This is a genomic window from Labrenzia sp. PO1 (assembly GCF_012273635.1).
Lineage (GTDB): Bacteria > Pseudomonadota > Alphaproteobacteria > Rhizobiales > Stappiaceae > Roseibium > Roseibium algicola.
On the sequence record NZ_JAAXCR010000003.1, the window covers coordinates 126,768 to 151,052 of the forward strand.

The following is a 24,285-nucleotide window of genomic DNA, read 5'->3' on the forward strand; positions in this document are numbered from 1 at the left end:
GTCATGGCGCGTCGCAGCTCAGCTACGCTTAACCGCATTCTGCAGGCGATACCGGTTCTGATAGGCGTTGTGGTGATCAGCTTCATCCTCACCCGTGCCTTGCCCGGTGACCCAGCAGTGCAATTTGCCGGAGCTGCGGCAACGCCTGAATCCATCGAAGAGGTTCGACGGTCTCTGGGCCTCGACAAACCGTTGCCGGAGCAGTTCCTGATCTATGTAGGAGATCTGCTGCAGGGAGATCTGGGCCAGTCGGTTTCAACCGGCCGGCCCGTTGCGACGGAACTTGCGTCCCGACTGCCGGCCTCGCTCGAATTGACGCTGTCCGCCCTGATCCTGTCCTGCCTGATAGCCGTTCCACTCGGCGTTCTGGCAGCGACACGGCCGGGAACCTGGATTGACCAGCTATGCCGGATACTTGTCACCGCCGGCGTATCTCTGCCGACCTTCTTCACCGGCATCGTCCTGATCTACGTTTTCTATTACCTCCTGGGCATCGCTCCGTCGCCCCTCGGAAGGCTCGATTTCATCTATCTTGATCCGCCCAGGATAACCGGGTTCTTCCTGATCGACGCTGCAATTGCCGGAGATTGGGAAACCTGGTTCGGAGCGCTGAAGCAGCTGGTCTTGCCAGCAACGACGCTAGCCCTCTTCACCCTTGCCCCGATCGCGCGCATGACGCGAGCGGCGATGCTGTCTGCACTGGCGGCCGACTATGTCAGGACCGCACGCGCAGCAGGTCTCGGGCCAGGGATGGTGCTTTACGGCTACGCCTTCCGCAACGCCCTGCTTCCGGTCGTGACCACGCTGGGCATGGTGTTTTCCTTTGTGCTTGGGGCGAATGTGCTGGTCGAGAAGGTCTTCGCCTGGCCAGGCATCGGGTCCTATGCGGTCGAGGCGCTTGTGGTTTCCGATTACGCCGCGGTTCAGGGGTTCGTTCTGGCGATGGCATTGCTGTTCGTCATTCTCAACCTGTTGATCGATCTGTCCTATTCGCTGATTGATCCACGTTTCGGGACATCTTCGAAATGAGTGATACGACGTTGCCTCCAACCGTCGCGGAACGGAAGACCGGCTCCGGTGCGCTGGCCCATACGATCTATGTCCTTCGGGAAAATCCGGTCACGGCCCTGTCTTTCGCCATGTTCGCTTTTTTCATCGGATCAGCACTGCTCGGACCTGCACTGGTTCCCTACGATCCGCTGCAGACGAATGCGGCAAATGCATTGCAGGCCCCCAGCTGGTCTCATTGGTTCGGAACCGACAATCTTGGCCGCGATGTCTTTTCAAGGGTGATCGTTGCAACGCGCCTTGATCTGATCATCTCAGTGTCCGCTGTCGCGCTTTCCTTCGTCATCGGTTCGGTCCTTGGTGCCGTGGCGGGTTACCGTGGAGGCTGGCTGGACGTAGTGCTCAACCGGTTTCTCGACACCATCATGGCCTTTCCATTGTTCGTGCTGGCCATGGGCATTGTGGCGGCGCTCGGGAATTCGATTTCCAACATCATTCTGGCCACTGCGATCATCAACATTCCGTTCTACGCCCGTCTTGTTCGTGCGGAGGTCAACATCCGGCGGGAAGCCGGCTTCACGCTTGCCGCAAAGCTTGCCGGCAATTCGGATACCAGGGTGCTGGCGTTTCACATATTCCCGAATGCCCTGCCGCCGATGATGGTGCAGGTCTCGCTCAATCTGGGGTGGGCCATTTTGAACGCGGCCGGATTGTCCTTTATCGGCCTTGGTGTTCGTCCGCCCACACCGGAGTGGGGCATCATGGTTGCTGAAGGCGCGAATTTCATCGTGTCCGGCGAGTGGTGGCTGGCGTTGTTTCCGGGGCTCTGGCTGATGCTGGCAGTCTTTACCTTCAACCTGATGGGAGACGGTCTTCGCGACATCGTCGACCCGCGTCGTCGGACCTGAGGAGCTTTGCCATGCTGACCATCAAGGATCTCAAAGTTGCCTTCAAGACGCGCCGCGGTGACGTTCAGGCAGTCAAGGGTATCAGCTTCGACCTGGCCAAGGGCGAACGTCTGGGCATAGTCGGGGAAAGCGGATCGGGAAAATCCGTTACATCTTATGCCCTGATGCGCATTCTGGACGCCGGTGGCCGGATAAAATCCGGTGAGGCGGTATATGACGGTATCGATCTCAAACAGGCGGCGGAGCGCGACATGCGTGAAATCCGCGGTCGGGAGATCTCGATGATCTTTCAGAACCCGCGTGCCGCACTCAATCCCATTCGGAAGGTTGGGCACCAGCTTGAGGACGTCCTTCGCCAGCATGGCCGGGCGACCAGGCAAAATGCGAAAGCAAAGGCAATCGAGGCACTGGAGGCGGTGAAGATCAACGAGGCTGCTGAGCGTTACGAAGCCTATCCCTTCGAGCTTTCAGGGGGCATGTGCCAGCGCGTCGTGATTGCCATTGCGCTTGCCTGTGACCCCAAGCTTCTCATCGCGGACGAGCCGACCACCGGCCTCGACATCACCACCCAAAAGGCCGTCATGGACCTTGTCGATGATCTTGTTCGGGCGCGCGAAATGTCGTCGATCCTGATTACGCACGATCTCGGCCTGGCGTCCGAATATTGCGACCGCATCGTCGTGATGAAGGACGGTGTCATTGTGGAGGAGGGCAAGCCGGCGGACCTGTTTTCAAACCCTCGACATGCCTATACCAGAAAACTGGTGGACGCGACGCCGCGGCGCGGAGCCAGCATTCGTTCATTGCTGCCGGAAGATCAACGCGCACCGCTGGCCGCACGGACAATCGGCAATTCTCCAATGATGGAAGTCGTCAACCTGACCAAGACCTACCAGGGCAAATCCGGTCCGGTGTACGCCGTCAAGGGCATCAGCTTCACCATTCGCGAAGGCGAAAGCGTGGGACTGGTCGGCGAATCCGGCTGCGGAAAATCCACCACGTCTTCCATGATCGTGCGACTGCTTGATCCAACGTCAGGCCACCTGCTTTTCAGGGGGGAGGATATTGCCAAGCTCCCGTCGGAGAACTTCTCCCGGCATCCACTGCGGCAGAAAATCCAGATGGTCTTCCAGGATGCGACGGACAGTCTCAATCCCAGACATACCGCCCGTCAGTCGATAGCCGAACCCTTGAAGCGTTTGACAGGATTGAAAGGCGTCCACTTGGGCGAACGGGTGGAAGAGCTGGCCGCATTGACAGGCTTGCCGAGCCATCTTCTTGATCGGTTTCCACACCAGCTGTCAGGGGGGCAGAAGGCGCGCGTCGGCATAGCCAGGGCAATCGCCCCGGATCCCGATCTCCTGATCCTTGATGAGCCGACTGCCGCTCTGGATGTTTCCATTCAGGCCGTTGTCCTGAACCTGCTTGCAGACCTGCGGGCCCGGCTTGGCATGAGTTACCTTTTCGTCAGCCATGATCTCAATGTCGTGCGTCTGCTGTGCGACCATGTCGTCGTCATGAAGGGCGGCAAAGTTGTTGAAGCGGGAGCCGTCGAGACAGTCATGGATACGCCCCAGAACCCGTACACTCGCGAATTGCTTACGGCTGCGCCACAGGCTCCGGCGCGCAAAACCGCCGCCTAAGACATTTTGGAAGGACTAGACATGATCCGCGAACTTCCCTTCACGCTCGCCGGGCTCCGGCAGGCCTACGCCGAAGGCTTGTCTGTTGAGGCCGTGATCGAAGAAGCCTTCAGGCGGCTTGATGCCACCGGCGACCCGGGAATCTTCATTCACCAGGCACGAGAAACGGCACTTGCTGAGGCCCGTAGTCTTGGCAATCCCGAGGGTCGGCCCCTTTGGGGAATTCCCTATGTGGCCAAGGACAATATCGACGTGGCTGGCATGCCGACGACTGCGGCGTGCCCGGATTTCGAGTATTTCGCTGATAGCGATGCTTTTGTCGTTGGACGTCTTCGGCAAGCGGGCGCAATTTGTCTTGGCAAGACCAATCTCGATCAATTCGCGACTGGCCTCGTCGGAGTGAGAACGCCATACCCCGTGCCATTGAACGCGGTGGATCCGGAAATCGTTCCTGGTGGCTCTTCCTCAGGCTCGGCCGTTGCTGTTGCCCACGGGTTCGCGTGTTTCTCGCTGGGAACCGACACGGCCGGGTCCGGGCGTGTGCCGGCAGCCCTCAACGGCATTGTGGGGCTCAAACCAAGCCTGGGCGTTCTGTCCGGCTCAGGTCTGGTCCCTGCATGCCGGACCCTCGATACGATCTCGATTTTTGCCATGACTGTTGCGGACGCATGGGCCGTATTCGAGACTGCTGCAGGCTACGACCCGGCAGATGCCTATTCCAGGCAGCTGCCGGTCCAGCAAATGTCTGCCAGTCAGGGAACTGTAAGGATCGCGGCCCCTGACGACGCTTCACTGAAAACCTTCGGTGACATGGCTCAGACGGACCATTTCAGGGCAACGATCGCATCGCTGCGCACGCAGGGGGCCGTTGTGCAGGAAATCGATTTTCAGCCGTTTTACGATGTCGCTAGCCTGCTCTACGAGGGGGCCTGGGTCGCGGAACGTACAGCTGCTGTCGGTAATCGTCTGATTGATGCGCCGCAGACGCTTCATCCGACGACGCGCGCAATTATCGAACCGGGTCTTTCCTTGACTGCTGTCGACGCATTCCGTGGACTTTACAAGCTGCAGGATCTGCGCCGGATATGTGATGAGCTTTTGGCAGAGACCGACTTCCTCTGCGTTCCGACGATACCGACATTCGTCTCGGTAGAAGAAATTACCGCTGACCCCATTGGCCCGAATTCAGGCCTTGGCACCTACACGAATTTCGTAAACCTTCTAGATCTTTGCGGTATTGCCGTGCCAACAGGTTTGCGACAGGACGGCCGGCCTGGAAGCCTGACCGTTCTGGCCCGCTGCGGTCAGGATGCAGCCGCCGCCGCGCTTGCCTCTACAGTCGAAGCGGGGCCGCTTGGAGCAACGACCTGGGCTCGGCAGAAACCTGCGCTGACCACAAGCGAGATCGCTGCCGGTGAAATAGCTGTTGCGGTCTGCGGCGCCCACATGTCGGGACTGCCGCTAAACAAGGAGCTGATTTCTCACGGCGCACGCTTTGTAAAATCCAGCAAGACAGCACCGGAATACCGTTTCTTTGCGCTTGCAGGCGGGCCTCCGAAGCGGCCGGGCCTTGTGCAGGTTGGGGCCGGTGCGGGCGGATCAATCAATGTGGAGGTCTGGGCAATGCCGCTTGAGACCTTCGGCAGTTTCATGACGGGTATTCCGGCACCGCTGTGCATCGGCACGGTCAAGCTGGAAGATGGAACCGACGTAAAGGGATTTTTGTGTGAAGGACATGCAGTTGAAGGGGCTGTTGAAATCACCGAACTGAGTTCCTGGCGAACTTATCTTTCGTCAGTGGTTGCTTCCGTTTCCCAGCCGGATGTCTCGGACGAGAAGCTGACCGCGCATGCAAGCTGAACTTTTGACATACGAGGGTTCAGTCAGTGCGGGAAATTGAGGGTAGGCGTAATGTTTCTTCTGATTGCTGATTGCCAAGCTCTTCGCAGGCCAGCGTCCCCAGGCGGTGAATAGCGGATTCAAGCGTGTCCGACCAAACGTCGCCGCAACTGATGCGAAGGCAATGTGCATAAAGGCCTGAAGCGGTGAAAAGACTGCCAGGAGCAAAGCAGATATTTTGATTTAAGGCCTTGTAATAAAGCTTTGTTGTGTCGATGTTTTTGTCCATTTCTACCCACAAGACGAAGCCGCCGTCCGGATGTGTGACCCTGGTACCCGCCGGAAAGGACTGTGCAATGGCCCGGCGTGCGCGCGCGACATTGGTTTCCATTGTCCGGGCCATGCGAGACACATGGCGCTCGAAGTCCCGGGATGACAGAAATTCAGCCAAAGCCAGTTGAGGTGCCAACGGGTTGCAGATTGAGGCGGAGAACTTGTCCTTGGTGATTTGGGCAATGCGGCCGGGAGCGCGGATCCAGCCGGTTCGGTAGCCTGGGGCGAGGGTTTTCGAGAAAGAGCTGCAATAGAAGATCTCGGTCTCGTGCGGCAGACTGAAAAACGGTGCCGGACGGCATCCGCCAAACCCGAGGCCGCCGTAAGTATCATCTTCGATCAAGGGTGTCTTGTAACGGTCCAGCAGCTTCAGGACAGAACGTTTCACAGGCTCCGGCATCATGGTGCCAAGTGGGTTGGTGAAGCTGGACGACAAGGCAACGGCAGTTACGGTTCCCGATTTCAGAGCCAGCTCGAGTGCGGACGGATCGATGCCGTCCCGCGAGGTTGGCAACTCCCAGGCCTTCAGTTTCAGGCGTTCGAGAACCTGCAGCAGTCCGAAATAGGCGGGCGATTCGACGGCAATCGTATCGCCCGGCTGTGTGAGCGTTTGAAGTGCGAGCCCTAAAGCTTCGGTGCAGCCACTCGTAATGACAATTTCTTCCTGGGAAACTGTGCTGCCATGCAGGCACATAAGCTTTGCGATTTCTCTCCTGAGTTCCGGTAACCCCTGAGCAGACCCATAGGCGTTGAGTTGCTGTCCTTTCGAGCGGAGGAGTCGTGCCTGCAAGGCGTTCAGCGGCTCTGCGGCCAGCAGAGACGGGGCGGGAATGGCGCAGCCAAGCGGCACATATGCCGGGTTTGACGCATGTTCGAGCATCTCCAGGTAAGGAGCCTGAAACACGACACTGCGGCTGGTCTCGGGTGGCGTTGTTTTACTGGGCTCGATGAGCCTATGGCTTGCTGGGCGGGTGACGAAATAGCCGGACTTTGCCTGTGCCCGGATATAGCCTTTGTCCTCAAGATGGGCGTAGGCCTGGTTGGCTGTCGACAGGCTAACGGAATAACTGCGCATGGTGCGCCGGAGGGAAGGGAACCTCTCCCCGGGCTTCAAGGTGCCATTGTCGATCAGCTGAGCCAGGGACTGGGCAACGGACTGGTATTTGAACGAAACCATTTCATCTGTATCGGTTCATTTTCGAGTTTTTGTATCTGTTTTGATTTTAGGAGAGATGTCAAACCGGGCCGGACATTTCATCAGTCAGGAGTGCCGGACATGGCAATGGAACATCCGATCCGTTTCACGGAAAAACTTGCAAGGCTCGAAGGGTTATGGTCGCCTCGCGTCATTGCGGAAATGAACGATTACCAGTTCAAGATCGTCCGCATTCAAGGAGACTTCGTCTGGCATGATCATCCTGAAACGGATGAGACCTTCATCGTTCTCAAGGGCGAAATCCGCATCGATTTTCGCGATCGAGCCATTGTACTGGGCGAGGGGGAAATGTACGTCGTGCCGAAGGGCGTCGAGCACAAGCCTTATGCGGACTCGGAAGCCGAGCTGCTGCTGATCGAACCGAAGGGTATTCTCAATACCGGCCATGCGGGCGGAGACAGGACCCAGGAAAACGATCTCTGGATCTGACAAGATTGTTCGAGCCGGGACTTTTGTGCGTTCCGGCCTGGCCGACGAGGCAGTTCTCGGCGAGCTTTTACTGACCTGCGGGCCAGATAAATTCGATGCGGATACCACCGGGTTCAGCCAGCATCATGTGCCTGCGTGGGCCTCCGCCGAGAGGCTCCGGCATAAATTCGATCTCGACTCCCGGCCAGGCCTTCACCTTTTCGGCAATTTCCAGCAGCTTTTCTTCGCTTGAGACTTCAAGGGCCAGATGGTGGAGGCCGATATTGGTTTTCCTGTCGAAGCCCGTCACAGGCCTTGTGCGGTCTGCCTGCCAGAGCGTCAGGCGGGCGGTGCCGTCGGAAACGGTTGTTCGCGGGTAGTTGTCATCACGTGCCAGCAGTTGCCAGCCGAGCAGCTCGGTGAAAAAGGCGGTGGTCTGGTCCAGGTCTCGGACTGTAAGGCCCAGGTGGTTGATGCCTTTGGTGGTCACGGTGGAGTGTCCTTGCTGTGGCGAGTTCAAAATAGGTATAAATGACATGATTGATCGTCAACACATGTCGCTGCTTATCAAGGTATCGAAACGTGAGCTTGCGCCAGGGCGGGAAAATTCGATTTTCAAACAGCGATTGGGTTGAAGAAAACCGGCCCTTGGGCCTTGAAATAAAATTTCTTCCCAACTATAAGGCGCGCATTCCACACGCAAGGGGCGGAAACCGAGCTTATCGGGGTCCTTCCGGTGGCCGAAGGGAAATCTCTCCGGTCCACATCCTCTTGCGGAGGTCAAACCGGAAAAACTCAGGAGATAAGGGCCATGTCTTTGCCCGATTTCACCATGCGTCAGCTGCTGGAAGCTGGCGTTCACTTTGGTCACCAGAAACACCGTTGGAACCCGCGCATGGGTCAGTACATCTTTGGTGTACGCAACGATGTTCACATCATGGACCTGTCCCAGACCGTTCCGCTTCTGCACCAGGCTCTGAAGGCCGTGTCCGACACGGTTGCCGGCGGTGGCCGCGTTCTGATCGTAGGTACCAAGCGCCAGGCACAGGAATCTGTCGCATCTGCAGCGCGCAACTCCGCTCAGTATTATGTCAACGCACGTTGGCTCGGCGGCATGCTGACGAACTGGAAGACCATCTCCCAGTCCATCCAGCGCCTGCGCAAGCTGGAAGAAACCCTGTCTTCCGACGCTGCCAACGCTCTGACCAAGAAAGAGCGTCTGTTCATGGACCGCGAGCGTGAAAAGCTCGAGCGGAACCTTGGCGGTATCAAGGACATGGGCGGTATTCCGGACCTGATCTTCGTGATCGACACCAACCGCGAAGCCATTGCCATCCAGGAAGCCCGTCGTCTGGGTATTCCGGTTGCCGCGATCCTCGATTCCAACTCCAATCCGGAAGGCATCACCTATCCGGTGCCGGGTAACGACGATGCTGGCCGCGCTCTGTCGCTGTACTGCGACCTGATCGCTCGTGCCGCCATCGACGGTATTTCCCGTGCACAGGGTGCTTCCGGCATGGACATCGGCGCTTCCGAAGAAGCTCCGGTTGAAGAAGTTCTTGCTGAGGCTTCTGAAGAAGCTCCGGCTGAAGCAGCAGCTGCCGAGGCTTAAGCCTCTCCTGCCGCGGTCTGCCGCGGCAGAATACTGTTGAAATTCGCAAGGCGGGCTGCATTTTGTTGCAGCCCCGTCATAAAGGCGCGGAAGGCCATGGGCTAAACCGTGTCTCATCTGAAACCCCCATGCACGAGGCAATCGATGAGCATTACCGCTGCGATGGTAAAAGAGCTCCGCGAGAAATCCGGCGCTGGCATGATGGACTGCAAGACCGCCCTGACTGAAGCAGGCGGTGATATGGAAGCAGCTGTTGACTGGCTGCGCACCAAAGGTCTGGCCAAGGCTGCCAAGAAGGCAGGCCGTGTGGCTGCTGAAGGTCTGGTCGGCGTTGCCGCCGATGGCAACAAGGCTGCCGTGATCGAGCTGAACTCCGAAACCGACTTCGTTGCACGCAACGAAGGGTTCCAGGAGCTGGTCTCCAATGTGGCCAAGGTAGCCGTCGGCACCGATGGTTCCGTTGAAGCCGTTTCCGCTGCAAACCTTGGCGGCAAGCCGGTTGCAGAAGCGATCACCGATGCGATCGCCACGATCGGCGAAAACATGACCCTGCGCCGCACTGCGGTTCTGGCCGTAAACGAAGGCGTTGTCGCGACCTACGTTCACAGTGCTGTTTCCGACGGTCTCGGCAAGATCGGCGTTCTGGTGGCCCTGGAGTCCACTGGTGACAAGGACAAGCTGAATGGCCTTGGCCGTCAGATTGCCATGCACGTTGCTGCAACCAGCCCGCTGTCGCTGAACACCGAAGAACTGGATCCGACCGTTGTCGAACGTGAGAAGTCTGTCTTCTCCGAACAGGCACGCGAATCCGGTAAGCCGGAAAACATCATTGAAAAAATGGTGGAAGGCCGTTTGCGCAAATTCTACGAGGAAGTTACCCTCGTGAAGCAGGCCTTCGTGATCAACCCGGATCAGACGGTTGAGCAGGCCGTAGAGGCGCTCGCTAAAGAAATCGGCGCTGAAGTCAAACTTACCGGCTTTGTCCGCTTCGCAATCGGCGAAGGGATCGAGAAGGAAGAGCAAGACTTCGCCGCAGAGGTGGCAGCAGCCACCGGGCAGTAAGCTCAAGGAAAAGCGCCGGCAAGTCCGGCGCTTTTTTTTAGAAAGACAATTTCAAAAAGGGTGCACCCATGACGAATTCCTTGCGCTGGAAACGGATCCTTCTGAAACTCTCCGGCGAGGCCCTGATGGGATCGCAGGCTTTTGGAATTGACCCGGCCATCGTGCAAAGGATCGCCAAGGAAATCGCCGACGCAGTGGCTCTTGGAGCTCAGGTCGGCGTTGTCGTCGGGGGAGGGAACATCTTTCGCGGTGTTGCTGTCGCCGCCAAGGGTGGCAACCGCGTCACCGGCGACCACATGGGCATGCTGGCCACCATCATGAACAGCCTGACGCTGGCGGATGCCCTGCGCCGCCTGAAGGTCAATGCCCGTGTTCTGTCCGCCGTATCCGTTCCCTCGATCTGTGAAACCTTTTCGCAGCGTGTCGCTGACCGCTACATGGAAGACGGCGATGTGATCGTCTTTGCAGGGGGCACCGGCAACCCGTTCTTCACCACGGACAGCGGTGCGGCTCTGCGGGCTGCTGAAATGAAGTGCGACGCCTTCCTGAAGGGAACACAGGTGGACGGCGTCTACTCCGAAGACCCCAAGGTCAACCCGAACGCGGAGCGCTATGACACCCTTGGTTATGACGAAATCATAACCCGCAACCTGAAAGTCATGGACACGACGGCTATTGCCCTGGCCCGTGACAATTCCATTCCCGTCATTGTGTTTTCCATTCACTCACCCGGCGCCCTCGTCAGTGTGCTTCAGGAAACCGGCACCTACACTGTCGTGGGTGACTGAAAGTTTTAAGAACCAATCCCGGTTCAAGCTCTTGTGTTTCGGTGCGTTTATGCCATGTTGGCGCGCGCCGAGACTCTATTAAGCCAAGCACAAAACAACAGTGAGGATAAAATGTCGGTAGAAGGTGTGGACCTTGATGATCTGAAGCGCCGCATGCAGGGAGCCTTGTCGGTTCTGAAAACGGAATTTGCCGGACTGCGTACCGGCCGCGCCTCTTCTTCCATGATGGATCCGATTACTGTTGATGCCTATGGCCAGTCCATGCCGATCAACCAGGTAGCCACCGTCTCCGTTCCCGAACCTCGCATGCTGGCTGTTCAGGTCTGGGACAAGAGCATGGTGTCGGCCGTTGAAAAGGCGATTCGAGAATCCAACCTTGGTTTGAACCCGGTTGTAGACGGCATGCTTCTGCGGCTGCCGATTCCCGAGCTGAACCAGGAACGCCGCCAGGAACTCATCAAGGTGGCCCACAAATACGCCGAACAGGCAAAAGTTGCGATCCGTCACGTCCGCCGCGATGGCATGGACGCTGCCAAGAAGGCCGAAAAAGACGGTGACATTTCCCAGGACGACAGCCGTGTCGCATCCGATGAAGTGCAGAAGCTGACCGACCAGATGATTGCTGAGGTCGACGGCATGCTGGAGAAAAAAGAGCAGGAAATTTCCCAGGTCTGATCGACCTGGGGAGTGTGAGTTGGGGGAGCACATGAGCGTCAGCCCGGACCGCAACCTGCATGCACCTGCTGCGGATGAAACCGGTGCGAAAATGCCTCGTCACGTTGCCTTCATCATGGATGGCAACGGGCGATGGGCAACTGCGCGCGGTTTGCCACGGACAGAGGGACATCGACAGGGGCTTGCCGCGCTGCGCAAGGTGATCCGCCATGCCGGCCGTGTCGGCATCGAAACCATCACGATCTACAGCTTCTCATCCGAAAACTGGAACCGGCCACAGGCTGAAGTTTCTTTCCTGATGGGGCTGCTGCGCCGTTTCGTGCAGCGCGATCTGAGCGAGCTTCACGAAGCCAATGTGCGTATCCGCATCATCGGCGGGCGCAGTGATCTGGAACCGGGGATTTTGGCGCTTCTGAAAGAAGCTGAAGACCTGACCCGTCACAACACCGGCCTGAACCTGGTCGTTGCGTTCAATTATGGTGCACGGTCGGAAATCGTGCGGGCGGCACAGGAACTGGCTGCAAAGGTTCAGGCTGGAGACATGCAGCCGGCCGAGATAACCGAAGACGCGATCGCGGCGGCGCTGGATACATCCGGTTTGCCGGATCCCGATCTCATCATCCGCACCAGCGGAGAAATGCGTCTTTCCAATTTCCTGCTGTGGCAGGCCGCCTATTCCGAGTTCTATTTCTGCGATCTTTACTGGCCGGACTTCGATGAGGCGGCCTTCGACAAGGCTTTGAGCTGTTTCTGCAGCCGTGAGCGCCGGTACGGCGGCCTTGACGCCAAGGCCAACTGACCCCCGGCTTGAGCAATGGCAGAACCACACCAGAACCCGAAAAAACTGTCCGACCTTCGCCTCAGGTTCATTTCGGCACTCGTTCTGGGGCCTCTTGTTCTTCTGATCACCTATCTGGGCAATCTGCCCTTTGCTGCGCTGACGCTGGTCGCGTCCGGACTGTTCCTGTGGGAGTGGTTCACGATCACCGGGACACAGGCAAAGTCACCCAGTTCACTCACCGGATTTGCAACGCTGTTTGCCATTGGGGTGCTGACAGTAGCCGGACATCCTGACCTTGGTCTTGGGGCCATGGTTGCTGGTGCTTTCATCGCCTATGCGCTTGGTGGTTTCTCCAAGGCTGGACGATGGGCCATCGAAGGGATCCTCTACAGCGGGCTTGCACTGTTCTCGCTGCTTGTACTTCGTGAAGGAAGCAACGGGCTTCTGGTCGCGTTTTTCCTGCTGTTTGTTGTCTGGGCAACCGACATTTTCGCCTATTTTACCGGCCGTGCATTGGGTGGGCCCAAGCTCTGGCCACGTGTATCACCTAAAAAGACCTGGTCTGGTGCCATTGGCGGGCTGGTGCTCGCCACGGTTTTCGGCGCTGGCGTTGCTTTTGTCGCAAATGCGCAAGACCTGATGCTTTGGGCTTTGCTGGCGGCCGGGCTCTCGGTCGTCTCTCAGGCAGGGGACCTTCTGGAGTCTGCCATCAAGCGGCGGTTCGACGTCAAGGATTCCAGCAAGCTGATCCCCGGGCATGGCGGCATCATGGACCGGATCGACGGTCTGGTGGCCGCTGCCATTTTCGCCGTGCTGATTGGCCTTGTCGCTGGCGGCAGCCTTGCAGACCCTATTGCCGGCCTCGGTCTGATTTGAATTTGGAGTAACAGGCATGGCAGCTGCCTCTGCAGCCCGCGACCCTGGCGCGAAAACCCGGATAACCGTTCTAGGGGCCACTGGGTCCATCGGCCAGAGCTTGGCGGATCTCATTCAAAGAAATCCGGACAGCTATGAAGTCGTCGCGCTGGTTGCGAACCGGAACGCCGCAGGCCTCGCCGACATGGCAAAAGCGCTAAAGACCGGTTCCGCGATCCTTGCCGAGGAAAGCTGTTATCCGGAGCTCAAGGAGCGGCTTGCCGGCAGCGGCATTGCAACGGGAGCCGGTGAGGCTGCCGTTCTGGAAGCGGTCACGCAGGATACGGATATTGTCGTCGGTGCCATTGTAGGGTCAGCGGGATTGAAGCCGACCATGGCCGCGATCCGGCCAGGACGCCGCATTGCACTTGCCAACAAGGAATGCCTGGTTTGTGCAGGTGATCTGTTCATGGCCAAGATCCGCGCGACCGAGGCGGAACTCCTGCCCGTCGACAGCGAGCACAATGCCATCTTTCAGGTTTTTGAAACCGACAAGGCCGACATGGTCGAGAAGATTATTCTGACGGCTTCGGGCGGACCGTTCAGGAGTGTCTCGAAAGCCGATATGGCAGGGGTAACTCCGCAGCAAGCGCTCAAGCATCCCAACTGGGACATGGGCGCACGCATTACGATCGACAGCGCAACGATGATGAACAAGGGCTTCGAGGTTATCGAAGCGTCCCATCTTTTTCCGGTTGCCCACGATCAGCTTGGCGTGCTGGTCCATCCGCAATCGACGGTTCACGGACTTGTGCAATACAAGGACGGATCCCTGCTGGCTCAACTCGGCAGTCCGGACATGCGCACGCCGATCGCCCACTGCCTTGCCTTTCCCCGAAGGATGAACGTTCCGGTGAAACGTCTGGATCTGGCGGAACTCGGCACACTCACTTTTGAAGCACCGGATCTCGACCGGTTCCCGGCGCTCCGTCTTGCACTGGAAGCCATGCGGGCAGGGGGAATGGCACCGGCTGTGCTTAACGCTGCAGATGAGGTTGCCGTGGACGCTTTTCTGAAGGGCCGGATCGGCTTCATGGACATTCCGGCTGCCATTGAAGAGGTGCTGGATGCGATGGGGGCAGGCGGCAAGCTGACGGACGCTGCCGGCGTCGAGGATGTTCTTGCCATCGACGCAGAAGCACGGCAGAAGACTGGTGAATGGATAAGAACACGGTAATCGGGGTGTCGAAGACCCTGAATTTTTGGTCTCCCACCATTAACACGCCGTAATTTTCTTTTTAGTACAATCCTTCAAAACAATCCTAGCTGCGCAGGATCGGACACAGTTCATGGACCTTCTCGTTTCCGCCTATTCCCTGATAGTCGGCACAATCATTCCCTTTCTTTTTGTGCTTACAATCGTCGTCTTCTTCCATGAGCTCGGCCATTTCGCTGTGGCTCGTTGGTGCAACGTAAAGGTGGATGCTTTTTCCGTCGGCTTCGGGCGTGAGCTTTTCGGTTTTAATGACCGGAAGGGAACTCGTTGGAAACTCTGCTGGATTCCGCTTGGTGGCTACGTCAAGTTCGCCGGCGATGAAAATGCGGCAAGCGTACCAAGCCGTGAAGCGATTGCGCAGATGAGCGAAGACGACCGGAAAACGGCTTTCATCGCCAAACCGGTCTGGCAACGCATGGCCGTTGTGGCCGCGGGGCCCATCGCCAACTTCCTTCTCGCGATCGTGATCTTTACCGCTCTCTTCGTAACCTCCGGCAAACAGGGTTTCGAGCCTGTCGTCGAACAGGTTTTTGCGGGCGGTGCAGCCGAGCGCGACGGGCTTCTGGCCGGCGATATCGTGAGGGAAATTGACGGCAGGCCTATCCAGACGTTCGGCGAGATGCGTCAGATCGTCCTGATGAATGCCAACACGCCTCTCGTTTTCGAAGTCGAACGGGGCGGGCAAGACGTCACTTTGACCGTTACGCCCGACGCGAAGGAGAAAGAAGTCTTTTTCGGTGAGAGGCAGGTGGCCGGCGATATCAGCCTTCGCGGCGTGTCCGATCCGTCTCATCTCATTCACATCAAATACGGGCTTGGCGAAGCAGCTCTTGAAGGGACTGCGGAAACCTGGCGCATCATCGAAAGCACGGTCAGCTATATCTGGGGTATCATTTCCCAGCGGCAGTCGGCTGACCAGCTTGGTGGTCCGATCCGCGTGGCCCAGATCTCCGGGCAGGTCGCAGATCTCGGGTTCCTTCCGCTCATTTCTCTGGCGGCCGTACTTTCTGTCAGCATCGGTCTCATCAACCTGGCGCCGGTGCCGATTCTCGACGGTGGACACCTCGTTTACTTCGCTGCAGAAGCCCTGCGTGGCAAACCGCTCAGCGAAAGGGTGCAGGACGTTGGTTTCCGGATCGGTCTGGGACTTGTTCTCATGCTGATGGTGTTCGTCACATGGAAGGATATCATGCGGCTCGTGGGAACCAATTCATGACACCCGTGACATTGACGCAACGTCTTCAGACTAAATCGCTTTCCGCCCGGAAGGGCGGTTGCGTTATCGGTAAAAACCTATAAAACACTCGTCGGTTCCGAGAATCTGCTGGGGTGAGTGCGGATTCTCGGGAGGGGTATTAAAAACAAAGGCATAGCGCAATAATGCAGCGATTGCAGAGACTTACACGGGCCGTACTGTTGGCGGTTGCAGTATTTTCGATCGGGACGGTTTTGCCGAAAGCTTTCGGGCCGGTGTCCCTGGTTTCACAGGCACAGGCGGCGGTGGCCAGAAGCATTGACGTGCGTGGCAATACCCGTGTCGAGGATGAAACCGTTGTCAGTTACATGACCATCGTTCCCGGACGCTCCTACAGCGCGTTCGATGTCGACGAGTCACTGAAGGCGCTCTACGCAACCGGCCTTTTTGCAACGGTCGACATCACCCCGCGTGGCAGCGTTGTCGTTGTGACGGTTACCGAGAACCCGATCATCAACAGGGTCTCTTTCGAAGGTAATCGGAAGATCAAGGACAGCGCGCTGGAAACCGCCGTACGGTCTCAGCCGCGCTCGATGCTGTCCCGTGCCAAGGTTCAGGCTGACGTCCAGAATATTCTTGAAGCTTATCGTCGCTCCGGTCGCTATGGCGCGTCCGTCGAGCCGCAGATCATCGATCGTGGTCAGAACCGTGTCGATCTCGTTTTCGAGATCAACGAAGGTGCGAAGACCGGCGTCGAGCGGATCAGCTTCATCGGCAACTCCGCATTCAGCGACGGCCGGCTGCGCGATGTCATCCGTACACGCGAAAGCGGCCTTCTGAGCTGGCTGCGTAGCACCGACACCTACGATCCGGACCGTTTGGCTGCGGACGAGGAGTTGCTGCGTCAGTACTACAACAAGAAGGGCTATGCGGACTTCCGTATCGTCTCCACCAGCGCAGACCTCGATCGCGAGCAGAACATCTTCTACGTGACCTTCACGGTGGAAGAGGGCGAGAAGTACGAGATTGGCGATGTCGAGATCGTTTCCACGATTGCCGACGTTGATCCGGAAGATCTTCGCCGCCTGATCCGTACCAAGAGTGGTCAGACCTTCAACTCTCTGCGCGTCGAACAGTCTGTCGAAGACATCACGCTTCGTGTGTCGGAAGAAGGTTATGCCTTTGCTCGTGTCCGTCCGCGTGGTGCTCGTGACTACGACAACAACACGATCTCCCTGATCTACTACATCGAAGAAGGTCCTCGCGCCTACATCGAGCGGATCAACGTGATCGGCAACGACCGTACCCGTGAGTATGTCATTCGCCGCGAGTTCGACATTGCTGAAGGCGATGCGTTCAACCGTGCGCTTGTCGACAAGGCGGAACGCCGTCTGCGCAATCTCGGTTTCTTCGAGAAGGTTTCCATCACGACGCAGCAGGGCAGTGCACCTGATCGCGTGGTCGTGAACGTTCGCGTCGAAGAAAAGCCGACTGGTGAAATCTCCTTCGGTGTCGGTTATTCGACGGTTGACGGTGTCATTGGTGACATCTCGCTGACCGAGAAGAACTTCCTGGGCCGTGGCCAGTTCGTGAAGCTCGCTGTTGGCGGCGGTACGGACACCCAGTCCTACGAGTTCCGTTTCGTTGAACCGTTCTTCATGGGGCGCCGTGTTGCCCTTGATCTGGACCTCTATCGCAAGGTGGATGATGCCAACGACTACCGTTCCTTCGATCAGAAGAAGACCGGTGGCGGGTTCGGTTTCACTCTGCCGCTTCGGGAAGATGAGCTGACTGTCCGTCTGTTCTACAACATCTTCCAGGAGAAGAACTCCGATCCGGACAACAACTCGACCAACATCAACAACTGTGACACCGCAAGCCTTTCCCTGGCGGTCTGTGACTCCCTCGGCACCTACCTGACGTCTCTGGTTGGCTACGAGCTGCGTTACAACACGCTCGACCGGATCCTGGATCCGTCTGACGGTATCTATGCTTCCTTCGGTCAGGAAATTGCTGGTCTGGGTGGCGACAGCTTCTACATCAAGACCGAAGCTCAGGCTCGCGCCTACAAGGAAATCCTGGCTGACTACGGTCTGATCGGTAGCCTGTCGGTGCGTGGTGGTAACATCATGGCCCTTGGTGATGAGCGTCTGCGTGTGTCCGAACAGTTCATGCTTGGTGGCACTCTCGTTCGTGGCTTTGAGAACCAGGGTATCGGCCCGCGTGACGCAACGACCGAAGACGCTATCGGTGGTCGGTTCTACTTCGCGGCAACTGCCGAAACCCGGTTCCCGTTCCCGGTCATCCCGAAGGAATTCGGCCTGAGTGGTGCAGTGTTTGCCGATGCCGGTTCGCTGTGGGATGCAGACAGCAGCCTGGTGAACCTGGTGGAAACCAACGGTGGCCAGATCGACTCGAACGACTTCAACGTTCGTGCGTCGGTTGGTGCAGGTATCCGCTGGAACTCTCCGTTCGGACCTCTGCGGGCAGACTTTGCTTACCCGATCGTCAAAGACGACTCCGACAAAACGCAGATTTTCCGGTTGAGCGGCGGTACGCGCTTCTAAACTGCGGTCACATAGGATAAAAAACGGCCGCCGACACGTTCGGCGGCCGTTTTTGTTGGCTGGCAAGAAGGATAACATCATGTCCGAGCCAAAATTTTTTGAGTCTCCGGCTCCGGTCTCTCTTTCAGACATCGCAACGTGGGCGGAAGCTGAGATCGCTCGCGGCGAACCTACCCTGGAAATAACGGGTGTAGCGCCATTGGAAGATGCTACGCCCGGTGCTCTGGTGTTCTTCGACAACACCGCTTACCTGAAGCAACTGGACGGGACCACGGCAGCTGCATGCCTGGTCAACCGGAAACACAAGGACAAGGTGCCGGAGGGCGTTGCTGTTCTTGTATGTTCAGATGCCTATCGCTCCTGGGCGAAGGTTCTCGCCAAACTTTATCCAGCAGCCATGGTACCGGTGGAACCTGGCGCCGCAGTCATTTCAGAACGGGCTGTAATCGATCCGGCTGCGTCGCTGGAAGACAATGTCACGGTCGAACCTGGTGTCGTGATCGGTTCGGGGGCAGAGATCGGTGCGGGCACTGTGATCCGGGCCAACGCTGTCATCGGACAGGGCGTCAAGATTGGCCGGGACTGTGTGATCGGTTCGAATTGCACGGTTCAGCACACCGTGCTTGGCAACCGCGTCTATATGCATCCTGGCGTTTGCTGCGGTCAGGATGGCTTTGGCTATGCGATGGGGCCCATGGGGCATCTCAAGGTGCCCCAGGTTGGCCGCGTGATCATTCAGGACGACGTTGAAATCGGCGCCAACACCACCATCGATCGTGGCGCAAACCGGGATACCATCATCGGCGAAGGCACGAAGATCGATAACCAGGTTCAGATTGGCCACAATGTCGTGGTCGGACGTCACTGCGTGATCGTTTCTCAGGTCGGTCTTTCCGGAAGCTGCACGCTCGAGGATTTCGTCGCCATTGGCGGGCAAACCGGTGTGCGCGGTCACGTAACGATCGGCATGGGGTCGCAGGTGGCCGCGGTAAGCGTAGTCAACGATGATTTGCCTGCCGGGGGACGCTACGGCGGCACGCCCGCAAAGCCGGTCAAACAGTGGTTCCGTGAAGTCGCTGCCGTCAGAAAGCTTGCAGAGCGTGGCGGCGGATCGTAAACGGAATACAAACAGGACTTTGCGGCGGTAATTCGCCAAGGGGTATTATATGGAAGACGCAGAAAACAAAACACTTGCCAGCGCAGACATCATGCGGATCATGAAGCTGCTGCCGCACAGGTATCCTTTTCTTCTGATCGACAAGATCATCGAGATGGATGGCGACAACAGCTGCATCGGCATCAAGAACGTCACCATCAACGAACCGCACTTCACCGGACATTTTCCGGAGCGGCCCGTTTTCCCGGGTGTTCTGCTGATCGAAGCCATGGCACAGACCGCCGGGGCCCTTTGCGTTCATGCCCGTGGTGACGATGCGCCGCCGCAGCTTGTCTATTTCATGACCATCGACAAGGCGAAGTTCCGCCGGCCTGTTGAGCCTGGTGATCAGGTTCATTTCCACGTCAAGAAGATCAAGCAACGCTCCAACATCTGGAAGTTCGACGCCGTTGCCAAGGTAGATGGCAACAAAGTCGCAGAAGCTGAAGTCAGCGCCATGCTGGTAGATGCGTGAGGAAATATGACTGACATACATCCAACGGCCATAGTCGAAGACGGGGCCGTAATCGGCGAGGGCGTTCGAATCGGGCCTTATTCTACAGTTGGCCCGAACGTGAAACTTGCTGACGGAGTTATCCTGGAGTCGCATGTCGTCGTCACGGGCCACACGAGTGTGGGTGCCAAAACGCATATCTTTCCCTTCGCCAGCATTGGTCACAAGCCACAAGATCTCAAGTTCGCGGGTGAAGTGAGCTTTCTGGAAATCGGCGCCAACAATCAGATTCGTGAACATGTCACCATGAGCCCCGGTACGGAAGGTGGCGGTGGCTATACCAGGGTCGGTGACAATTGCCTGTTCATGATGAGCTCGCATGTCGGCCACGATTGTCAGGTCGGCAATCACGCAATTCTGGCGAACAACGCCACGCTTGCAGGTCACGTCGAGCTTGACGACTTCGTCATTCTGGGCGGCTTGAGTGCGGTCCGGCAATGGTCTCGCGTTGGTACCGGTGCGATCGTCGGCGGAATGACCGGGGTCGAATTCGACGTCATTCCCTATGGTTCCGTGATTGGTGACCGCGCACGTCTTGCCGGTCTCAATCTGGTCGGTCTCAAGCGCAAGGGCTTGCCTCGGGAGCAGATCCACGCTTTGCGGGCAGCTTATCGCGCGCTGTTTGAGAGCACCGAAGGAACCTTGCGCAGCCGGGCAGAAGCTGTTGCTGCAGAAGGTGCCGATCAGCCCCTAGTCAAGACGGTTACCGACTTCATCCTTGAAAAGGAAGACCGCCGGTTCTGCACACCGCGCAGCGAAGACTGACGGATGAACAGGGCAGATACGGGACTGGAGCCACGCCTTGCCCTGATCGCAGGCAATGGCAGTCTGCCCTGTCAGATCGCTGAAGCGCTCAGCAGCGCCGGACGTGAATTCAGGATTATCGCTATCAAGGGCGAGGCTGATGAACGCACGCGGGCGCAGGCCGATACCGAACTCGGCTGGGGTGAAATCGGCCGGCTTTACAAATTTCTGAAAAAGACCGGGTGCCGGGACGTGCTTCTGATCGGAGGTGTCTCCAAGCGCCCTGATTTCACGTCCATACTTGGCGATTTGGGCACATTGAAGCGATTGCCGACGATTATCCGGGCACTGGCCGGCGGTGATGACAGTCTGTTGACCAAGGTGATCCGGCTGTTTGAAGTTGAGGGGTATCGCGTTGTGGGGATCAAGGATGTGGCGCCGCAACTGCTTGCCTCAAGTGGTGTGCTTGGCAAAGTTCAGCCGAACCAGGGAGACTGGCGGGACGCTGAGCTGGCCTTGCTGGCGACGGAAAAGCTCGGTGAACTCGATATCGGTCAGGCGGCGATTGCTGTTGGTGGGCGGGTTGTTGCGCTTGAGGGGGCAGAAGGGACCGACGCCATGCTGCAGCGCTGCGCAGAGCTCAAGCGTATTGGCAGGATCCGTTCCAAAGGCCGCGCGGGTGTCTTGGTAAAGACAGCAAAGCCGAACCAGGACTTGCGGGTGGATCTTCCAACCGTCGGCCCGATAACTATTGACCTCGCAGCTGCAGCAGGCCTTGCCGGCATTGCAGTTGAGGCGAGTGGCGCACTGATCGCGGAAAAGGAAGAGACGCTCAAGAAGGCGGATAATGCCGGCCTTTTTGTCATCGGTATAGAGCACGGCACCAGTTTCGGGGTCACCTCAAAGGGACAATCGGACGAGCGTTCGTGATGACAGGAAAAATGCCCACGATTTGCCTGGTTGCAGGCGAAGAATCTGGTGACCAGCTCGGGTCGGAATTGATGAAGGCGCTCAACGAACGGTTGGGCGTAGGTGTTCGTTACTGCGGTGTCGGCGGCGAACGGATGATGTCTCTGGGCCTCAAAAGCTTCTTTGACATGTCTGATGTTTCCGTCATGGGATTGACGGCAGTCCTCGCCAGATTGCCGTTGATCATCAGGCGGGTCTACCAGACCGTGGATGCCGTGGTTGCGGCCAATCCGGATATTCTGGTTATCGTTGACAGTCCGGACTTCACGCATAACGTTGCCAAGCGCGTGCGCAAGCGCGCGCCACACATACCCATCGTCGGTTATGTTTCACCTTCTGTCTGGGCTTGGCGTCCAGGCCGGGCCCGCAAGATGAGCGTCTACGTCGACGACCTTCTGGCCTTGTTGCCGTTTGAACCTGATGTGCACCGCAAGCTCGGTGGCCCGCGCACCCATTACGTTGGCCATCCCTTGAGTGAAATCGCATCCGAACTGCGCCCCTCGGTTGGCGAAAGAGCGCCTGTAGAGGCAGACGAGAAGATCCTGCTTGTGCTGCCGGGGAGCCGGCGAAGCGAAATTGACAGGTTGCTAGGCGACTTCGCTAAGACTGTTGCGATCGTCAAAGAAAAGTTGCCCGGGCTCAAGGTTATTCTGCCGGCAGTCGCGCACCTTGAAGACAAGATCCGGCAGGATACGGCCCATTGGCCTGTTCCGGTCGAGATTGTGACCGGCCTGGACGCCAAGCGGGCGGCCTTCCGAAAGGCGCACGCAGCCTTGGCCGCGTCCGGCACTGTTTCACTTGAGTTGGCTCTATCAGGCGTTCCGATGGTCGTTGCCTACAAAGTCGACTGGTTTTTCAGACGGATGAAGGAACTCAACCGGGTCTTCAAATTCTCGAGCGTTGATTCCTTTGTCCTGCCAAACATCATCCTGGGAACAAAAGCCATCCCGGAGTTCCTTGATGAGGAAGTGCAGCCAAAGGTGCTGGCGAACCATCTCGTTGAGCTTCTGAATAGCGGTCCTGAACGCCAGAAACAGATCGAGCATCTGCAAAAGCTTGATGATGTCATGCGCTTGCCGGATGGGCATAGCCAGCGCGGGGCTGCGGCCGATGTCGTGCTTGCTGCTATGAAGACAGAATCCTGACGATGTCGTCGCCTCGCTCAAAAGCGGCGGGGAACAGTTTCACCGCGTCTTCATAGCCGGGCAGCTGTTGATAGGCGAGTGCGGGTATTCCACTGTCATTCATCGTGCGGACGATTTCGCTGCAATCGCTGCGTCCGGTGCGTATCAGAAGAAAGTCACAACTGCCAGAAACCGGATGGCATCGGGTCTCCTGCGCGATCCTGCGTCCAGTGTCGTCGCGCATGCCTGCGAGACGGGCTGCCATGCGCCGGAGCTCATCGTATTTGCCGAACAAGCGTATCGCCATGGCGGCTTGAATGGCACTTATCATACTGCTCACGCGCGACTGGAGGAACTCCACGGCAGTTGTCTCGCAACAAAGCATGTAGCCAAGTCCTATTCCCGCGAGACCGCTCTTTGAGGTGCCGCGCAAAAGAACCAGGTTGGGATGCTTCTTCAAAAAGGCGAGGCGGTGTTCTGGGGCTCTTGAGAAAAGCACGTAAGCCTCGTCCAGGAGCACCAGTCCTTCTCTGGCACTCACCAGGCTCTCCAGTTCACAGGGTGAAAGATCCTGCGTGGTCGGATTGTTTGGGGCACTTAGCAGGACAGCGTGATGCGAAGGAGATTTCCTGATCAGCTCGTCCAGTGTCGGGAACTTCTCCTGTGCGATACCGAGTTTCATCAAGGTCTTGTCGAACAGGAAGAAATCCCTGTTCAAGGTCGACACTGGATGGTTCTCGGATCGGGTGATCAGAACCTGCTCCAGGAGCTGGATAATACTGTGGCCGAAGACAGCCGAGACACCATCCGAAAGTCCCAAGGCAGTGCGCGCTGCTCTCTCGGCTTTTTCCTGAAGGTCCGTTTCAATCCCGGCCAGTACGCTCGCGCTGGCAGCTTCGCCAATGTGGGCAGTTATTGCATGAATGTCAGCTTCGAAGGTTTTGGGCCACCTGAAAAGGTCCTGGCGCTCCTTCAGAAGATGATCCAGCCTGAAGGGAGCAGCAGTTCTCGGGTGTTTGAGACGGTTACTGGCTGGGCAAAACTGGTTCATGGTGCAGATATTGTCCGAAGACCGCTTCGCAGTCCTTGAAGTATTTTCGCGTGAAGAGGATGTGGGTGTGCCAGAAGATATCGACGACGTGGGTTGGCTGCAGGTGCACACTCGTGTCGGCGCCACATTGCATCTGGTCTCTGGCAGATTTGAGGAACGACCTGTAGGCCTCTTCAACCTTGCGGGCCGAAGAGACAGGCCAGTTGTATCCGCCGGCGGTATCCGAGGCAGTCAACTTGGTGATGATGCATTCCAGATCAAGCTCATCGACAGTATCGAAGGGCAAGGCAAATTCAGCTGACGGCATCGCATTCCCTTTCTCCTTGATGACCGATCCCCGGGGCGAACGAAGGCTCACCTTTTCGCCCGGGAAACGGTTAAATGTTGGAAGGGTTACTTCTTTTCTGACGTTTTACGGTCGGCCGTTTCGACCTCGGCAGAGGGATCAATGTGTACAACGCAATGACCGCCGTAGCAGAGAGCCTTGCTGTCGGCCTGGTTGATGTCGTGCGGAAAACGATTTGCTTGCTGGTAGAGTTTCAAGAGATTTTTCATGTGATT

The 24,285-nt window shown here is 57.6% G+C and carries 24 protein-coding genes; 19 read left to right on the forward strand and 5 right to left on the reverse strand.

Annotated features, from left to right (window positions below; translation table 11 throughout):
- The first annotated feature begins 3 nt into the window (after positions 1-3).
- Genes HCG46_RS15585 through atzF form a run of 4 tightly spaced genes read left to right on the forward strand, consistent with a single transcriptional unit; the run spans position 4 to position 5,419 of the window.
- Complete coding sequence (locus tag HCG46_RS15585) at positions 4-1,029, forward strand: ABC transporter permease (protein WP_022998448.1); 1,026 nt, start codon at positions 4-6, stop codon at positions 1,027-1,029.
- Positions 1,026-1,916, forward strand: a complete 891-nt coding sequence (locus HCG46_RS15590; protein ID WP_055654508.1) for an ABC transporter permease — start codon at positions 1,026-1,028, stop codon at positions 1,914-1,916. Before HCG46_RS15585 ends, HCG46_RS15590 begins: the two co-directional genes overlap by 4 nt.
- Positions 1,917-1,927: 11 nt before the next feature.
- Positions 1,928-3,559 (forward strand): ABC transporter ATP-binding protein, encoded by a 1,632-nt coding sequence (locus tag HCG46_RS15595; RefSeq protein ID WP_168686761.1) that lies wholly within the window; start codon positions 1,928-1,930, stop codon positions 3,557-3,559.
- Positions 3,560-3,580: 21 nt separating this feature from the next.
- Positions 3,581-5,419, forward strand: coding sequence for an allophanate hydrolase (atzF, locus tag HCG46_RS15600; RefSeq protein ID WP_168686762.1), 1,839 nt, complete (start codon positions 3,581-3,583; stop codon positions 5,417-5,419).
- A 19-nt stretch (positions 5,420-5,438) separates the two neighbouring features.
- On the opposite strand, the gene HCG46_RS15605 is transcribed toward atzF, so the two are convergent.
- On the reverse strand, positions 5,439-6,908 hold the full coding sequence (locus HCG46_RS15605) for a PLP-dependent aminotransferase family protein (RefSeq protein ID WP_168686763.1): 1,470 nt from the start codon (positions 6,906-6,908) through the stop codon (positions 5,439-5,441).
- A 105-nt stretch (positions 6,909-7,013) separates the two neighbouring features.
- Between HCG46_RS15605 and HCG46_RS15610 the strand changes: the two genes are divergently transcribed.
- Entirely contained in the window at positions 7,014-7,376 is a 363-nt protein-coding gene (locus tag HCG46_RS15610) for a cupin domain-containing protein (protein ID WP_168687184.1), read from the forward strand.
- 67 nt (positions 7,377-7,443) lie between these two features.
- Here the strand turns inward: HCG46_RS15610 and HCG46_RS15615 are convergent, their stop codons facing one another.
- Positions 7,444-7,845, reverse strand: coding sequence for a VOC family protein (locus HCG46_RS15615; protein ID WP_197923265.1), 402 nt, complete (start codon positions 7,843-7,845; stop codon positions 7,444-7,446).
- A gap of 321 nt (positions 7,846-8,166) precedes the next feature.
- On the opposite strand from HCG46_RS15615, the gene rpsB reads away from it, so the two are divergent.
- The 14 genes from rpsB (at position 8,167) to lpxB (ending at position 22,694) form a co-directional block, all read left to right on the forward strand.
- Positions 8,167-8,967 (forward strand): 30S ribosomal protein S2, encoded by an 801-nt coding sequence (rpsB, locus tag HCG46_RS15620; RefSeq protein ID WP_031268422.1) that lies wholly within the window; start codon positions 8,167-8,169, stop codon positions 8,965-8,967.
- Between the two features lie 144 nt (positions 8,968-9,111).
- The gene (gene tsf / locus HCG46_RS15625) at positions 9,112-10,029 is read left to right on the forward strand and encodes a translation elongation factor Ts (protein WP_062488667.1); all 918 of its coding nucleotides are present in this window, start codon (positions 9,112-9,114) and stop codon (positions 10,027-10,029) included.
- A gap of 68 nt (positions 10,030-10,097) precedes the next feature.
- A complete protein-coding gene (gene pyrH / locus HCG46_RS15630) occupies positions 10,098-10,817 on the forward strand; it encodes a UMP kinase (RefSeq protein ID WP_022998459.1) in 720 nt (239 codons plus the stop codon).
- Positions 10,818-10,928: 111 nt separating this feature from the next.
- Positions 10,929-11,492, forward strand: coding sequence for a ribosome recycling factor (gene frr, locus HCG46_RS15635; RefSeq protein WP_022998460.1), 564 nt, complete (start codon positions 10,929-10,931; stop codon positions 11,490-11,492).
- A 31-nt stretch (positions 11,493-11,523) separates the two neighbouring features.
- Positions 11,524-12,291, forward strand: a complete 768-nt coding sequence (locus tag HCG46_RS15640; protein WP_168686764.1) for an isoprenyl transferase — start codon at positions 11,524-11,526, stop codon at positions 12,289-12,291.
- Between the two features lie 15 nt (positions 12,292-12,306).
- Positions 12,307-13,149 (forward strand): phosphatidate cytidylyltransferase, encoded by an 843-nt coding sequence (locus HCG46_RS15645; RefSeq protein WP_055654495.1) that lies wholly within the window; start codon positions 12,307-12,309, stop codon positions 13,147-13,149.
- Between the two features lie 16 nt (positions 13,150-13,165).
- A complete protein-coding gene (locus HCG46_RS15650; protein ID WP_168686765.1) occupies positions 13,166-14,365 on the forward strand; it encodes a 1-deoxy-D-xylulose-5-phosphate reductoisomerase in 1,200 nt (399 codons plus the stop codon).
- A gap of 112 nt (positions 14,366-14,477) precedes the next feature.
- Positions 14,478-15,620 (forward strand): RIP metalloprotease RseP, encoded by a 1,143-nt coding sequence (rseP, locus tag HCG46_RS15655; RefSeq protein WP_168686766.1) that lies wholly within the window; start codon positions 14,478-14,480, stop codon positions 15,618-15,620.
- A 164-nt stretch (positions 15,621-15,784) separates the two neighbouring features.
- Positions 15,785-18,166 (forward strand): outer membrane protein assembly factor BamA, encoded by a 2,382-nt coding sequence (gene bamA, locus HCG46_RS15660; RefSeq protein ID WP_031268423.1) that lies wholly within the window; start codon positions 15,785-15,787, stop codon positions 18,164-18,166.
- Positions 18,167-18,245: 79 nt separating this feature from the next.
- On the forward strand, positions 18,246-19,283 hold the full coding sequence (gene lpxD, locus HCG46_RS15665) for a UDP-3-O-(3-hydroxymyristoyl)glucosamine N-acyltransferase (protein ID WP_168686767.1): 1,038 nt from the start codon (positions 18,246-18,248) through the stop codon (positions 19,281-19,283).
- 49 nt (positions 19,284-19,332) lie between these two features.
- Complete coding sequence (gene fabZ / locus HCG46_RS15670; protein WP_022998467.1) at positions 19,333-19,797, forward strand: 3-hydroxyacyl-ACP dehydratase FabZ; 465 nt, start codon at positions 19,333-19,335, stop codon at positions 19,795-19,797.
- Between the two features lie 6 nt (positions 19,798-19,803).
- Positions 19,804-20,601: an acyl-ACP--UDP-N-acetylglucosamine O-acyltransferase gene (gene lpxA / locus HCG46_RS15675; RefSeq protein ID WP_031268426.1), complete on the forward strand. Its 798-nt coding sequence runs from the start codon at positions 19,804-19,806 to the stop codon at positions 20,599-20,601.
- A gap of 3 nt (positions 20,602-20,604) precedes the next feature.
- Positions 20,605-21,510, forward strand: coding sequence for a UDP-2,3-diacylglucosamine diphosphatase LpxI (lpxI, locus tag HCG46_RS15680; RefSeq protein WP_168686768.1), 906 nt, complete (start codon positions 20,605-20,607; stop codon positions 21,508-21,510).
- Between the two features lie 11 nt (positions 21,511-21,521).
- Complete coding sequence (gene lpxB / locus HCG46_RS15685; RefSeq protein ID WP_286185405.1) at positions 21,522-22,694, forward strand: lipid-A-disaccharide synthase; 1,173 nt, start codon at positions 21,522-21,524, stop codon at positions 22,692-22,694.
- Here lpxB and HCG46_RS15690 read toward each other — a convergent pair.
- The 3 genes from HCG46_RS15690 to HCG46_RS15700 all read right to left on the reverse strand — a co-directional run bounded on the left by HCG46_RS15690 (position 22,675) and on the right by HCG46_RS15700 (position 24,279).
- Positions 22,675-23,724 (reverse strand): aminotransferase class I/II-fold pyridoxal phosphate-dependent enzyme, encoded by a 1,050-nt coding sequence (locus tag HCG46_RS15690; RefSeq protein ID WP_168686769.1) that lies wholly within the window; start codon positions 23,722-23,724, stop codon positions 22,675-22,677. The genes lpxB and HCG46_RS15690 overlap by 20 nt on opposite strands.
- Positions 23,699-24,031 carry a hypothetical protein gene (locus HCG46_RS15695; protein ID WP_077292780.1) on the reverse strand — a complete coding sequence of 111 codons (333 nt, stop codon included), beginning with the start codon at positions 24,029-24,031 and terminating at the stop codon, positions 23,699-23,701. The genes HCG46_RS15690 and HCG46_RS15695 overlap by 26 nt, the downstream gene beginning before the upstream one ends.
- An 86-nt stretch (positions 24,032-24,117) precedes the next feature.
- Positions 24,118-24,279, reverse strand: coding sequence for a hypothetical protein (locus tag HCG46_RS15700; RefSeq protein ID WP_156912487.1), 162 nt, complete (start codon positions 24,277-24,279; stop codon positions 24,118-24,120).
- Positions 24,280-24,285 lie beyond the last annotated feature (6 nt).

Bases quoted from the DNA above. Each gene is read 5' to 3' on its own strand.
- bamA (WP_031268423.1), top strand. From the start codon at position 15,785: ATGCAGCGATTGCAGAGACTTACACGGGCCGTACTGTTGGCGGTTGCA.
- lpxD (WP_168686767.1), top strand. From the start codon at position 18,246: ATGTCCGAGCCAAAATTTTTTGAGTCTCCGGCTCCGGTCTCTCTTTCA.
- HCG46_RS15590 (WP_055654508.1), top strand. From the start codon at position 1,026: ATGAGTGATACGACGTTGCCTCCAACCGTCGCGGAACGGAAGACCGGC.
- frr (WP_022998460.1), top strand. From the start codon at position 10,929: ATGTCGGTAGAAGGTGTGGACCTTGATGATCTGAAGCGCCGCATGCAG.
- HCG46_RS15645 (WP_055654495.1), top strand. From the start codon at position 12,307: ATGGCAGAACCACACCAGAACCCGAAAAAACTGTCCGACCTTCGCCTC.
- HCG46_RS15595 (WP_168686761.1), top strand. From the start codon at position 1,928: ATGCTGACCATCAAGGATCTCAAAGTTGCCTTCAAGACGCGCCGCGGT.
- lpxI (WP_168686768.1), top strand. From the start codon at position 20,605: ATGAACAGGGCAGATACGGGACTGGAGCCACGCCTTGCCCTGATCGCA.
- HCG46_RS15640 (WP_168686764.1), top strand. From the start codon at position 11,524: ATGAGCGTCAGCCCGGACCGCAACCTGCATGCACCTGCTGCGGATGAA.
- HCG46_RS15695 (WP_077292780.1), bottom strand. From the start codon at position 24,031: ATGCCGTCAGCTGAATTTGCCTTGCCCTTCGATACTGTCGATGAGCTT.
- fabZ (WP_022998467.1), top strand. From the start codon at position 19,333: ATGGAAGACGCAGAAAACAAAACACTTGCCAGCGCAGACATCATGCGG.
- rseP (WP_168686766.1), top strand. From the start codon at position 14,478: ATGGACCTTCTCGTTTCCGCCTATTCCCTGATAGTCGGCACAATCATT.
- HCG46_RS15690 (WP_168686769.1), bottom strand. From the start codon at position 23,724: ATGAACCAGTTTTGCCCAGCCAGTAACCGTCTCAAACACCCGAGAACT.
- atzF (WP_168686762.1), top strand. From the start codon at position 3,581: ATGATCCGCGAACTTCCCTTCACGCTCGCCGGGCTCCGGCAGGCCTAC.
- HCG46_RS15610 (WP_168687184.1), top strand. From the start codon at position 7,014: ATGGAACATCCGATCCGTTTCACGGAAAAACTTGCAAGGCTCGAAGGG.
- rpsB (WP_031268422.1), top strand. From the start codon at position 8,167: ATGTCTTTGCCCGATTTCACCATGCGTCAGCTGCTGGAAGCTGGCGTT.
- HCG46_RS15700 (WP_156912487.1), bottom strand. From the start codon at position 24,279: ATGAAAAATCTCTTGAAACTCTACCAGCAAGCAAATCGTTTTCCGCAC.
- tsf (WP_062488667.1), top strand. From the start codon at position 9,112: ATGAGCATTACCGCTGCGATGGTAAAAGAGCTCCGCGAGAAATCCGGC.
- lpxA (WP_031268426.1), top strand. From the start codon at position 19,804: ATGACTGACATACATCCAACGGCCATAGTCGAAGACGGGGCCGTAATC.
- pyrH (WP_022998459.1), top strand. From the start codon at position 10,098: ATGACGAATTCCTTGCGCTGGAAACGGATCCTTCTGAAACTCTCCGGC.
- HCG46_RS15650 (WP_168686765.1), top strand. From the start codon at position 13,166: ATGGCAGCTGCCTCTGCAGCCCGCGACCCTGGCGCGAAAACCCGGATA.
- lpxB (WP_286185405.1), top strand. From the start codon at position 21,522: ATGCCCACGATTTGCCTGGTTGCAGGCGAAGAATCTGGTGACCAGCTC.
- HCG46_RS15605 (WP_168686763.1), bottom strand. From the start codon at position 6,908: ATGGTTTCGTTCAAATACCAGTCCGTTGCCCAGTCCCTGGCTCAGCTG.
- HCG46_RS15585 (WP_022998448.1), top strand. From the start codon at position 4: ATGGCGCGTCGCAGCTCAGCTACGCTTAACCGCATTCTGCAGGCGATA.